Source organism: Pseudonocardia cypriaca (assembly GCF_006717045.1).
GTDB classification, from domain to species: Bacteria; Actinomycetota; Actinomycetes; order Mycobacteriales; family Pseudonocardiaceae; genus Pseudonocardia; species Pseudonocardia cypriaca.
This window is the reverse complement of record NZ_VFPH01000002.1, coordinates 1,561,563-1,573,573: the sequence shown is the minus strand read 5'-3', so window position 1 is coordinate 1,573,573 and position 12,011 is coordinate 1,561,563. Positions and strand designations below refer to the sequence as shown.

The 12,011-nt window shown below is 73.7% G+C and carries 10 protein-coding genes; 8 read left to right on the top strand and 2 right to left on the bottom strand.

The features are described from left to right. Nucleotides 1-2 precede the first annotated feature (2 nt). Together FB388_RS25135 and FB388_RS25130 are read left to right on the top strand one after the other, a co-directional pair. The gene (locus FB388_RS25135) at nucleotides 3-524 is read left to right on the top strand and encodes a gamma carbonic anhydrase family protein (RefSeq protein ID WP_142104632.1); all 522 of its coding nucleotides are present in this window, start codon (nucleotides 3-5) and stop codon (nucleotides 522-524) included. After that, nucleotides 524-1,204 (top strand): uracil-DNA glycosylase, encoded by a 681-nt coding sequence (locus tag FB388_RS25130; protein WP_142104631.1) that lies wholly within the window; start codon nucleotides 524-526, stop codon nucleotides 1,202-1,204. The genes FB388_RS25135 and FB388_RS25130 overlap by 1 nt, the downstream gene beginning before the upstream one ends. Nucleotides 1,205-1,267: 63 nt before the next feature. Here FB388_RS25130 and rpmB read toward each other — a convergent pair whose 3' ends face one another. Continuing rightward, nucleotides 1,268-1,459 carry a 50S ribosomal protein L28 gene (gene rpmB, locus FB388_RS25125; protein ID WP_142104630.1) on the bottom strand — a complete coding sequence of 64 codons (192 nt, stop codon included), beginning with the start codon at nucleotides 1,457-1,459 and terminating at the stop codon, nucleotides 1,268-1,270. A 128-nt stretch (nucleotides 1,460-1,587) separates the two neighbouring features. Between rpmB and FB388_RS25120 the strand changes: the two genes are divergently transcribed. The 3 genes from FB388_RS25120 (at nucleotide 1,588) to FB388_RS25110 (ending at nucleotide 6,510) form a co-directional block, all read left to right on the top strand. Then, the gene (locus FB388_RS25120) at nucleotides 1,588-3,216 is read left to right on the top strand and encodes a DAK2 domain-containing protein (RefSeq protein WP_142104629.1); all 1,629 of its coding nucleotides are present in this window, start codon (nucleotides 1,588-1,590) and stop codon (nucleotides 3,214-3,216) included. Then, nucleotides 3,213-5,408: an ATP-dependent DNA helicase RecG gene (recG, locus tag FB388_RS25115; protein WP_142104628.1), complete on the top strand. Its 2,196-nt coding sequence runs from the start codon at nucleotides 3,213-3,215 to the stop codon at nucleotides 5,406-5,408. Before FB388_RS25120 ends, recG begins: the two co-directional genes overlap by 4 nt. A gap of 160 nt (nucleotides 5,409-5,568) precedes the next feature. Next, nucleotides 5,569-6,510, top strand: a complete 942-nt coding sequence (locus FB388_RS25110) for an anti-sigma factor RsbA family regulatory protein (protein WP_425468589.1) — start codon at nucleotides 5,569-5,571, stop codon at nucleotides 6,508-6,510. Here FB388_RS25110 and FB388_RS39595 read toward each other — a convergent pair. Beyond that, nucleotides 6,507-7,409, bottom strand: a complete 903-nt coding sequence (locus FB388_RS39595) for a hypothetical protein (RefSeq protein ID WP_170225822.1) — start codon at nucleotides 7,407-7,409, stop codon at nucleotides 6,507-6,509. The two genes, FB388_RS25110 and FB388_RS39595, sit on opposite strands and share 4 nt — an antisense overlap. Nucleotides 7,410-7,521: 112 nt before the next feature. On the opposite strand from FB388_RS39595, the gene FB388_RS25100 reads away from it, so the two are divergent. Genes FB388_RS25100 through coaD form a run of 3 tightly spaced genes read left to right on the top strand, consistent with a single transcriptional unit; the run spans nucleotide 7,522 to nucleotide 11,953 of the window. Next, nucleotides 7,522-10,899, top strand: coding sequence for a pyruvate carboxylase (locus FB388_RS25100; protein ID WP_142106272.1), 3,378 nt, complete (start codon nucleotides 7,522-7,524; stop codon nucleotides 10,897-10,899). Then, nucleotides 10,896-11,474, top strand: coding sequence for a 16S rRNA (guanine(966)-N(2))-methyltransferase RsmD (gene rsmD, locus FB388_RS25095; protein WP_142104627.1), 579 nt, complete (start codon nucleotides 10,896-10,898; stop codon nucleotides 11,472-11,474). Before FB388_RS25100 ends, rsmD begins: the two co-directional genes overlap by 4 nt. After that, on the top strand, nucleotides 11,471-11,953 hold the full coding sequence (gene coaD / locus FB388_RS25090; RefSeq protein ID WP_142104626.1) for a pantetheine-phosphate adenylyltransferase: 483 nt from the start codon (nucleotides 11,471-11,473) through the stop codon (nucleotides 11,951-11,953). Before rsmD ends, coaD begins: the two co-directional genes overlap by 4 nt. Nucleotides 11,954-12,011: the final 58 nt, after the last annotated feature.

The following is a 12,011-nucleotide window of genomic DNA, read 5'->3' as shown; positions in this document are numbered from 1 at the left end:
GGGTGCCCCTCTACGCACTCGGCGACGTCGAACCGGACATCCATCCCGACGCCTACGTCCACCCGGACGCCGTTGTGATCGGCAACGTCGTGATCGGCGCCGAGTCCTCGGTCTGGCCGACCGCCGTGCTGCGCGGTGACGACGGCCGCATCGAGGTGGGCGCCCGCACCAGCGTGCAGGACGGGTCGATCATCCACTGCACCGCGCACGAGCCGACGATCATCGGGAACGAGGTCACCGTCGGGCACAACGTGCACATCGAGGGCGCGGTGATCGGCGACCGCGCCCTCATCTCGTCGGGGTCCGTGGTGCTCAACGGCGCCCGCGTCGGCGCCGGAGCCGTCGTCGCCGCAGGTGCGGTCGTGTCGCCGAAGGCGGAGATCCCGGACCGGCGGATGGCGATGGGCGTGCCGGCGCGGGTCCGCGAGGGCCACGAGGTGCCCGAGGGCTACTTCGACCACGCGGTGCAGAGCTACGTCCGGCGGGCCAAGCGGTTCCGCGCCGAGCTGAGGAGGATCGCCTGATGTCGGCACGACCGCTCGAGGAGGTCGTCGAGACCGGATGGGCCAGGGCGCTTGCCCCGGTGGCCCCGGTGATCGCCGACATGGGTGCGTTCCTGCGCGCAGAGCTCGCCGCGGGCCGCCGCTACCTGCCCGCCGGCGCGAACGTGCTGCGCGCGTTCCAGCAGCCGTTCGACCAGGTGCGCGTGCTCATCGTCGGCCAGGACCCGTATCCGACGCCCGGCCACGCGATCGGGCTGTCGTTCTCGGTGTCACCCGAGACGCGGCCGGTGCCCCGCTCGCTCGCGAACATCTTCCGCGAGTACAGCGAGGACCTGGGCCACCCCACCCCGTCCACCGGCGACCTGACGCCCTGGGCCGATCAGGGCGTGCTGCTGCTCAACAGGGTGCTCACCGTCGAGCCCGGCAACCCCGGCTCGCACCGGGACAAGGGCTGGGAGAAGGTCACCGAACAGGCCATCCACGCCCTGGTGGCTCGCGACGGCGAGCCGCTCGTCGCGATCCTGTGGGGCCGCGACGCCCGCAACCTCGCCCCGCTGCTCGGCGACGTGCCGTGCATCGAGTCGGCGCACCCGAGCCCGATGTCGGCCGACCGCGGCTTCTTCGGCTCCCGCCCCTTCAGCCGGGCCAACGCCCTGCTCGAGGAGCTGGGTGGGGAACCGGTGGACTGGAAGCTTCCCTGAGGCACAACGCGAACGGCACTTCCGTCCGAACGCATCGGACGAAAGTGCCGTTGGTGTGGTGCGTCAGGCGCGCGCGACCTTGCCGGCCTTGAGGCAGGAGGTGCACACGTTCAGGCGGCGGCGGTTGCCGCCGTTGTCGCTGGTCCGCACGGTCTGGATGTTCGGGTTCCAGCGGCGGTGGGTGCGGCGGTGTGAGTGCGAGACGGACATGCCGAAGCCCGGACCCTTTCCACAGACGTCACAGACGGCAGCCACGTCGGACACTCCTCGGGTAGACGGTGAGGGTAAGCCGGGGTTGCCCCGGTCGCGAAGACCCAGAATACCCGCGCCTTCGCGGGGTCGTGCACGGCCCCTGTCGCCGGAGACGGCCTAGGCTCGCGCAGGTGCCCCCGACCCTCGACACCGCGCTGCTCACGGGCTGGACGCGGGCGGCCACCACGGCGCTCGAGCGGCATTGCGCGGAGATCGACCGGATCAACGTGTTCCCGGTGCCCGACGGCGACACGGGCACCAACCTGCTGCTCACCATGCGCGCGGCGGCCGAGGCCGTGCGCCGGGTGGTGCGCGAGAACGGGGCCGGGCGCGGGGCGGCGGCGGTGGCGGCCGCACTGGCCCGGGGTGCGCTCATCGGTGCCCGCGGCAACTCCGGGGTGATCCTCTCGCAGGTGCTGCGCGGGCTCGCCGAGGCGGTGACGCGCGCCCAGCGCCCGGCTGGCGCGGTGCTCGCCGACGCCCTGCAGCGGGCCCACCGGCTGGCCACCGCCGCCGTCAGCCGCCCCAAGGAGGGCACCGTGCTGTCGGTGCTCGGCGCGGCCGCGCGGGCGGCCGCCGACGTGGGCTCCGACCGGCTCGACGACGTGGCGGTCGCGGCGGCCGACGCGGCCCGCGCGGCCGTGCAGGCCACCACGGGGCAGCTGCCCGAGCTCGCGCGGGCCGGGGTGGTGGACGCCGGGGGGCTCGGCCTCTACCTCGTGCTGGACGCACTGGCCGGTCTGGTCACCGGCCGGAGCGGGGGTGAGATGCCCCGCACGCCCGTGGCGGTGGCGCGCGGTCGGGAGGTCCTGGTGGCGGAGCGCGAGAGCGGGTCGGACGAGCACGACTACGAGGTCATGTACCTGCTGGACGGCACCGACGGCCCGCGCGTCGACGAGCTGCGCACCCAGCTGGCCGCGATCGGCGACTGCGTGGCGGTGGCGGGCGACGCCGACGGCCTGTGGAACGTCCACGTGCACTGCACCGACATCGGTGCGGCGATCGAGGCGGGCATCGTCGCGGGCCGGCCGCACCGGATCACCGTCGTGCGCTTCGCCGACCAGCACGCCCCCGCCGTTCCGTCGAGCCGGTTCGCGCGCGAGCGGGCGGTGCTGATGCTCGTCAGCGGGTCGGAGGTGGCGGAGCTGGCCCGGTCGGCGGGCGCAGCCGTTCTGGAGCACGAGCCCGGCCGCGGCGTCGACGAGGGCGAGATCGTGGCCGCGCTGGCCGGCACCCGCGCCCGGCACGTCGTGCTGCTGCCCGACGACGCCGAGCTCGCCGCGGTGGCCGAGCGGGCGGCGGCGTCGGCGCGCTCGGACGGGCAGGAGGTGCTGGTGCTGCCGACGGCGTCGGTGCTGCAGGGTCTGTCGGCGCTCGCCGTCCACGACCCGGACCGGCGTGCGGGCGACGACGTCATCGCCATGGCCGAGGCCGCGGCCGGCACCCGCACCGGGGGGCTCGTCGTGGCGGAGTCCGAGGCCCTCACCTGGGTGGGGCGGTGCGAGCCTGGCGAGGTCCTCGGGATCACCGACGGCGAGGTCGTGCTGATCGCCCCGGACCTGGCTGTCGGTGCCCTGTGGTTGGCTCACCGCATGCTCACCGCGGGTGGTGAGATCGTCACCGTGTTGCTGGGGGAGGGTGCCGACCCGTCGCTGGCCGAGGGGCTCGCGGCCGACCTGCGCCGCACCCACCCCGAGGTCGACGTCGTCGTGCACCGCGGCGGGCAGAGCGACTACCCGCTCGTGCTGGGGGTGGAATGACCGGGATCGACATGTCGAACGCGATCGAGCCGCTGGTCGGCAAGCGCACGGCCCAGGCGCTCGAGTCGCTCGACATCACCACCGTCGGCGCGCTGGTGCGCCACTACCCGCGCCGCTACGTCGACCGCGGCAAGCTCACCGACATCGCGGGGCTGGAGATCGGCGAGCAGGCCACGCTCGTGGCGCAGGTGGAGAAGTCGGTGCTGCGCGACATGCGCTCGCGGCGGGGCAAGCTGCTCAACGTCGTCATCCGCGACGAGAAGGGCGCCACGATCGACTGCACCTTCTTCAACGGCCACAAGGTGCAGCACATCATCAAGCCCGGGGTCCGGGCGGTGTTCTCCGGCAAGGTCGGCGTCTTCAACAACAAGCTGCAGCTCACCCACCCGCAGTTCGAGCCGCTCGACGAGGCCGACGAGATCCGGCCGTTCCTGTCCGTCTACCCGGCCACCGGCAAGATCACCTCGCAGCAGGTGGCGCGCTGCGTCCGGCAGGTCCTCGACCTGCTCGACGACCCCACCGACCCGTTGCCGGAGCTGGTGCGGGGCCGGGAGATGCTCGCCGACCTCGCGCGGGCGCTGCGGCGGATCCACGTCCCGGAGTCCGAGGCCGACATCCACGCCGCCCGCCACCGCCTCGTGTGGGACGAGGCGATGGGCGTGCAGCTCGCCCTCGCGCTGCGCCGGCAGGCCACCGCGCAGCGACCGGCCGCGGCCTGCCCGCCCAAGGCGGGCGGCCTGCTCGACGCGTTCGACGCCCAGCTGCCGTTCGCGCTCACCGCCGGCCAGCACGCCGTCGGCGCGGAGATCTCCGCCGACCTCGCCCGCGAGCACCCGATGAACCGGCTCGTGCAGGGCGACGTCGGCGCGGGCAAGACGGTCGTCGCGCTGCGGGCGATGCTGCAGGTCGTCGACGGAGGCCGGCAGGCGGCGCTGCTCGCGCCCACCGAGGTGCTGGCCGCCCAGCACGCCCGCTCGCTGCGCGCGCTGCTCGGCCCGCTGGGCAAGGGCGGCGAGCTGGGGGCATCGGAGCAGGCCACGAGCATCACGTTGCTCACCGGCTCGTTGGGGGCGAAGGCACGCCGGCAGGCGCTGCTCGACGCGCAGTCCGGGGCGGCCGGCATCGTGGTCGGCACCCATGCCCTGATCCAGGAGCACGTCGGGTTCGCCGACCTGGGGCTCGTCGTGGTCGACGAGCAGCACCGGTTCGGGGTGGAGCAGCGCGACGCGCTGCGCAGCCGCGGCGAGCTGGCCCCGCACATGCTCGTCATGACGGCCACCCCGATCCCGCGCACGGTCGCGATGACCGTGTACGGCGACCTGGAGGTCTCGGCGCTGCGCGAGCTGCCCCGCGGTCGCTCCCCGATCTCCACCACGGTCGTCCCGCTCGCGGAGAAGCCGAGCTGGTTCGACCGCGTGTGGCGGCGCGCCCACGAGGAGGTCGCCGCCGGGCACCAGGTGTACGTCGTGTGCCCGCGGGTCGGCGGCACCGAGAACGACGCCGGTGCCGACGCCGACCTCGTCGACACCGACGATCCCGACATCGGCGCCGACTCCGACGACGGCCAGGCGAAGCGCCCACCGCTCGCCGTGCTGGACGTGGCGCCCAAGCTCGCCGACGGCGCCCTGCACGGGCTCCGGATCGGCGTGCTGCACGGCAAGCTCCCGCCCGACGAGAAGGACGCCGTGATGCGGGCCTTCGAGCGGGCCGAGCTCGACGTCCTCGTCGCCACCACGGTGATCGAGGTCGGCGTCGACGTGCCCAACGCCACCGGCATGATCATCCTGGACGCCGACCGCTTCGGGCTCTCGCAGCTGCACCAGCTGCGTGGGCGCGTCGGCCGCGGCCAGGCGGCCGGCGTGTGCCTGCTCGTCACCGAGATGCCGGCCGCCACCAGCGCCCGCGAGCGCCTCGACGCCGTCGCCGGCACCACCGACGGCTTCGAGCTCGCCCGCCTCGACCTGGAGCTGCGGCGCGAGGGAGACGTGCTGGGCGCCCTGCAGTCCGGCCGCCGGTCCGGGCTACGGCTGCTGTCGCTGCTGCGCCACGAGGAGATCATCTCGAAGGCGCAGGTCTACGCCTCGCACATCGTGGCCGACGATCCGGGCCTGCGCCGCCACCCCGGTCTCGCCGCCCTCGTCGGCGAGACCGTCGGCGACGAGGAGCGCGCCGCCTACCTCGACAAGGTCTGAGCGCCGGCGCGTTCCGCCCACCTGACGAGCGTCGACAGAAGCCCGGTGTTCCCCCGGACGCATCCAGGCTTATGGTGGTGGTGATGCATGGGCGCGATTCGTGCCGGTGGAGCGGGGTATCCGGCCTACCGGTCGTCGAGAGGAATCAGCGGTGAGCGTGCTGGCCTCATCACCGTCGCCGGCTGGGCTCGAGCCGTTCCGGCACCCCGCGCTCTTCTACCGCGGGATGGACGAGTACCTCGCGGGCACGTTGCCGTTCATCGAGGAGGGCCTCGCTGCGGGGGAGCCGGTGGCCGTCGCGGTGCCCGGCGCCCAGCTGGAGGCCCTGCGGGCAGGCCTCGGCGCTGCCGCGCCGCGGGTGCGGCTCCTCGACATGACCCGGGCGGGGCGCAACCCGGGCCGGATCCTGCCGGGCGTGCTCTTCGCCTTCGCCGACGAGCACCGCGACGCCGAGTTCGTGCGGATCATCGGTGAGCCGATCTGGGCCGGTCGCTCGGAGGTGGAGTACCCGGCCTGCGTGCAGCACGAGGCCCTGATCAACCACGCCTTCACCGGGCGGAGCGTCGAGATCCTCTGCCCCTACGACGTCGCAGCGCTGCCCGCCGACGTCCTGGAGGACGCGGAGCGCACCCACCCCACCCTGATCGACCCGGCGGGACCCCGGTACAGCAGCCGGTACGCGCCCGACGACGTGCTCGCCGACTACAACCGGGCCCTGTCCGCGCCGCCGGAGGCGCCCACCCTGCTGGTCGACGCCCCGACGCTGGCGAGCGCGAGGGCGTTCGCGCTGGCCGAGGCGCGGCGCGCCGGCCTGGAGCCGGACCGGGCCGACGACTTCGAGCTCGCCGTCAACGAGCTGGTCACCAACAGCATCGAGCACGCCCGCAGCCGGTCGGTGCTTCGGGTGTGGGTCGAGGACGGGCACCTCGTGGGCGAGGCGTCCGACACGGGCCGGCTGGACGACCTGCTGGCCGGGCGGCGGCCGGCTCCGCCCGAGCAGTCGCGCGGGCGCGGGTTGCTGCTGGTGAACCACCTCGCCGACCTCGTGCGGATCCACCGGTCGGCTCGGGGCACCACGATCCGGATCTACATGAAGCTCTAGGCCGGCAGCTCGCCCCGGGCGGCCTCGTCGAGGGAGGCCCGGGCGGTGCGCGGCAGGTGGATCACGCCGGCGCGGTCGAGCTTGGCCAGCTCCGAGCGGGCGCGCGCGTAGGCGGCGAGGCGCTCGGGGTCGCTGTCGGAGTCGCGGGCCGTGGTGAGGAGCTTGATCACGCGCTCGACGGTGCCGCGTTCGGCGGGGGACAGGCCGGACAGGCGGATCCGGTCGGCCGCGTCGACGGCGGCGCGCCACGCCCGCTCGGCCTTGTCGACCGCGGCCACGAACGACGCCGCGTGCGCAGCGGGCGGGAACGAGTCGGTCTCGAGCGCCTGGGCCTCGGCGAACGCGTCGACGAAGCGGGCCGTGCTGGCCACGGACACGTCGGCGAGCGCGGGCCGGTGCAGCACCTGCATCGGGTCGCACTCGAATGCGGCGTACTCGGCGCGCAGCGCCGTGAACCGTTCGCGGGCCTTCGTCCACACGACCTGGGGACGGGGCGGGGCGGCCGGGCGAGCCGGTAGCGGTGCGGTGCCGGCGGCGATGGCCCGCCTGCGCCTGCTGCGGCGGGCGAGGGCAATCGCCGTGCCGCCGACGATCAGCGCCGGGCCGGTGATGGCGGCGGCCGCGATGAGCAGGGCGATCATCGCACCGATGGCGGCGGCGGCGCTGCCCGCGACCGCCGTGGTGATCAGCAGGATCACCAGCGCGACGGCCAGCGGCGGCCGCGCGTGTGCCCGGCGCCGCGCCATCCGGCGCATGTGCCGCGCCCGGTGGATGTCGATGCGGGCCATGTGGGCCTCCATGCGGGCTACGTGCCGGGCGTGGTGGCGCTCGGCCCGCTCACGCAGGCGTCGGCCTTCGGCGAACGCGGCGCCGTGCAGGGCCGCCGGGTCAGGACGCATGGCGGCACCCCTCGGCTCGGTCGGGTTCTCCTCCCTTGGTACCGCAGGAGTGGCGTTCTTCGCACGGGTCCGATCGAGTGCCCGACGGTACGGTTCCCTGGTGACGAACGGGATGTTCCGCAAGGTGCTGGTCGCAAACCGCGGCGAGATCGCCATCCGTGCCTTCCGCGCCGCCTACGAGCTCGGCGTGTCCACGGTGGCGGTGTTCCCGTACGAGGACCGCAACTCGCTGCACCGGGCCAAGGCCGACGAGTCCTACCAGATCGGCGAACCGGGCCATCCGGTGCGCGCGTACCTGTCGGTCGAGGAGATCATCAAGGCCGCGAAGCGCGCCGGGGCCGACGCGATCTACCCCGGGTACGGCTTCCTGTCGGAGAACCCGGACCTCGCCGAGGCGTGCGAGCGGGAAGGCATCACGTTCGTCGGCCCGCCCACCGACGTGCTGCACCTCACCGGCAACAAGGCCCGCGCGGTCGCGGCCGCGCGGGAAGCCGGCGTGGCCGTGCTGGCGTCGTCGCAGCCCTCCGACGACGTCGAGACGCTGCTCGCCGCCGCCGACGAGGTCGGCTTCCCGATCTTCGTCAAGGCCGTGGCCGGCGGTGGCGGGCGCGGGATGCGGCGGGTCGAACAGCCGCACGCGCTGCGCGAGGCGATCGAGGCAGCGATGCGGGAGGCGGAGTCGGCGTTCGGCGACGCCACGGTCTTCCTCGAGCAGGCGGTCGTGAACCCGCGCCACATCGAGGTGCAGATCCTCGCCGACGGTGCGGGCAACGTCGTGCACCTCTACGAGCGCGACTGCTCGGTGCAGCGGCGCCACCAGAAGGTGATCGAGATCGCCCCGGCCCCGAACCTGGACCCGGAGCTGCGCGAGCGGATCTGCAACGACGCCGTGGCGTTCGCCCGCCACATCGGCTACGTCAACGCGGGCACCGTCGAGTTCCTGCTGGACGAGCGCGGAAACCACGTGTTCATCGAGATGAACCCGCGCATCCAGGTGGAGCACACGGTCACCGAGCAGGTCACCGACCGGGACCTGGTGATCGCCCAGCTGCGGATCGCGTCCGGCAGGACGCTGCCCGAGCTGCGGCTGAACCAGGAGGACGTCACGCTGAACGGCGCCGCGCTGCAGTGCCGCGTCACCACGGAGGACCCGCAGAACGGCTTCCGGCCCGACACCGGCACGATCAGCGCCTACCGCTCGCCGGGCGGCCCGGGCGTGCGGCTCGACGGTGGCACCACCCACACCGGCGCCGATGTGAGCGCCCACTTCGACTCGATGCTGGTCAAGCTCACCTGCTACGGCCACGACTTCCCGAACGCGGTGCGGCGGGCGCGGCGCGCGATCGCGGAGTTCCGGATCCGCGGCGTCTCGACGAACCTGCCGTTCCTCGCGGCCGTGCTCGACGACCCCGACTTCGCGGCCGGCCGCGTCACCACGAGCTTCATCGACCAGCGCCCGCAGCTGCTCGAGGCGCGCAAGCCCGCCGACCGCGGCACGCGGGTGCTGAACTACCTCGCCGACATCACGGTCAACAAGCCGAACGGGTCCCGGCCGCAGGTCGTCGAGCCGGCGGACAAGCTGCCCCGCTGCGACCTCGACGCCCCCGCCCCGGACGGGTCGCGGCAGCTGCTGCGACAGCTGGGACCCGAGGGCTTCGCGCGGTGGCTGCGGGAGCAGACCCACGTGCCCGTCACGGACACGACCTTCCGCGACGCCCACCAGTCGCTGCTCGCCACGCGCGTGCGCACCCGGGACCTGCTCGCGGTCGCACCGCACGTCGCGCGGATGGCGCCGCAGCTGCTGTCGCTCGAGTGCTGGGGCGGCGCTACCTACGACGTGGCACTGCGGTTCCTCGCCGAGGACCCGTGGGAGCGGCTCGCCGCGCTCAGCGAGGCCGTGCCGAACATCTGCACGCAGATGCTGCTGCGCGGGCGCAACACGGTGGGCTACACCCCGTACCCGACGGAGGTGACCGACGCCTTCGTCGAGGAGGCGGCGCGCACCGGGATGGACATCTTCCGGATCTTCGACGCGCTCAACGACGTCGAGCAGATGCGGCCGGCCATCGACGCCGTGCGCGCCACCGGCACCGCCGTCGCCGAGGTGGCGCTGTGCTACACCGCCGACCTCTCCGACCCGGCCGAGCAGCTCTACACGCTGGACTACTACCTGCGGCTCGCGGAGCAGATCGTCGACGCAGGGGCGCACATCCTGGCGATCAAGGACATGGCCGGGCTGCTGCGCCCGCCCGCGGCCCGCACGCTGGTCACCGCCCTGCGCGAACGCTTCGACCTGCCGGTTCACCTGCACACGCACGACACGGCGGGCGGCCAGCTCGCCACGCTGGTCACCGCGATCGACGCGGGCGTGGACGCCGTCGACGCCGCCGTGGCGTCCATGGCCGGCACAACGAGCCAGCCGTCGCTGTCGGCGCTGGTGGCCGCCTCCGACCACACCGACCGGCCCACCGGGCTCTCCCTGCAGGCCGTGGGCGACCTCGAGCCGTACTGGGAGGCCGTGCGCAAGGTGTACGCGCCGTTCGAGGCGGCGCTGCCCTCGCCAACGGGGCGCGTCTACCACCACGAGATCCCCGGCGGGCAGCTGTCCAACCTGCGGCAGCAGGCGATCGCGCTCGGGCTCGGCAACCGGTTCGAGCTCATCGAGGACTGCTACGCGGCGGCCGACCGGATGCTCGGGCGGCTCGTGAAGGTCACGCCGTCGTCGAAGGTGGTGGGCGACCTCGCCCTGCACCTCGTCGGCGCGGGCGTGGAGCCCAAGGACTTCGAGGCCGACCCGGGCCAGTTCGACGTGCCCGACTCCGTGATCGGGTTCCTGCGCGGCGAGCTCGGCGACCCGCCCGGGGGCTGGCCCGAGCCGTTCCGCAGCCGCGCCCTCGAAGGGCGTTCCACCGACCGCGAGCGCGTCGAGCTGTCCGACGAGGACCGCGCCGCGCTGGAGGACGACCGCAGGGGCACCCTGAACCGGCTGCTGTTCCCCGGGCCGACCAAGGAGTTCCTCGCCCACCGCGAGGCCTACAGCGACACGTCGGTGCTCTCCACGCGGGACTTCCTGTACGGCCTCGAGCCCGACATCGAGCACAAGGCGGAGCTGGAGCCCGGCGTCACGCTGCTCATCGAGCTGGAGGCGATCTCCGAGCCCGACGAGCGCGGCTTCCGCAACGTGGTCACCACGCTGAACGGCCAGCTCCGGCCGGTGTCGGTGCGGGACCGCTCCATCGCCACCGACGTCAAGGCCGCCGAGAAGGCCGACCGCGGCGACCCGAAGCACGTCGCCGCGCCGTTCGCCGGTGTCGTCACGCTGCAGGTCGGCGAGGGTGACCAGGTCGAGGCGGGCCAGACCGTCGCCACCATCGAGGCGATGAAGATGGAGGCCTCGATCACCACCCACCAGGCGGGCACGGTCGGCCGCCTCGCCATCGGCAAGGTGCAGCAGGTAGAGGGCGGTGACCTGCTGCTGGTCCTGGAATGACCCGGATCATCGCGGGGGCGGCGGGCGGCCGCCGGATCCTCGTGCCCCCCAAGGGCACCCGGCCGACGTCGGACCGGGTGCGGGAGGCGCTGTTCTCCGCGCTCCAGGCCGGCCCCGGCCTGGACGGGGCCGCCGTGCTCGACCTGTGCGCCGGTTCCGGCGCGCTCGGGTTGGAGGCGCTGTCGCGGGGCGCGGTGCACGCGCTCTTCGTGGAGTCCGACCGGCGGGCGGCGGCCGTGCTGCGGCGCAACACGGCCGCACTCGGCTTCCCGGGAGCCGAGGTGCGCGTGGCACCCGCAGCCACCGTGCTCGGGGCGCCCGCCGAGCGGGCGTACGACCTCGTGCTCGTCGACCCGCCCTACGACGTACCGGCCGCCGAGGTGGCCGGGTGGCTCGCCGCCGCCGCGGCGCACGGCTGGCTCGCCGACGGGGCGACCGTCGTGGTCGAGCGGGCGGGGCGCGACGGGCCGTTCCCGTGGCCGCCGGTGCTGCGGGCCGCCCGCGAGCGCCGCTACGGCGACACGACGCTGCACACGGCCGTTCTGGCGCCGGAGGAGGTAGCGTCCCGCCCGTGAGGCGTGCCGTCTGTCCCGGATCGTTCGACCCGCCCACCAACGGGCACCTCGACGTGATCGGCCGCACCGCGGCCTTGTTCGACGAGGTCGTCGTCGCGGTGCTCGTGAACAAGTCCAAGAAGGGCATGTTCTCCGTGGACGAGCGCATGGCGATGCTCAGGGAGATCGTCACGCCGTACCCGAACGTTCGCGTGGACTCGTTCCACGGGCTGCTGGTCGACTACTGCCGGACCCACGAGATCCGCGCGATCGTCAAGGGCCTGCGGGTGGTCACCGACTTCGACTACGAGCTGCAGATGGCCCAGATGAACCAGCGCCTCTCCGGGATCGACACCCTGTTCATGTCGACGAGCCCCGAGTACGGGTTCGTGTCGAGCTCGCTGGTCAAGGAGGTCGCCACGTTCGGCGGCGACGTCGGCCACCTGCTCCCCGAGAGCGTCTACCGGCAGCTGCTGGATCGGATCGCGGAGCGCGGCTAGCGGTCTCGGTGCGGGCCTCCTGTCTCAAGGCCTCCTGGCTCCAGGTCTGCTTTCCAGG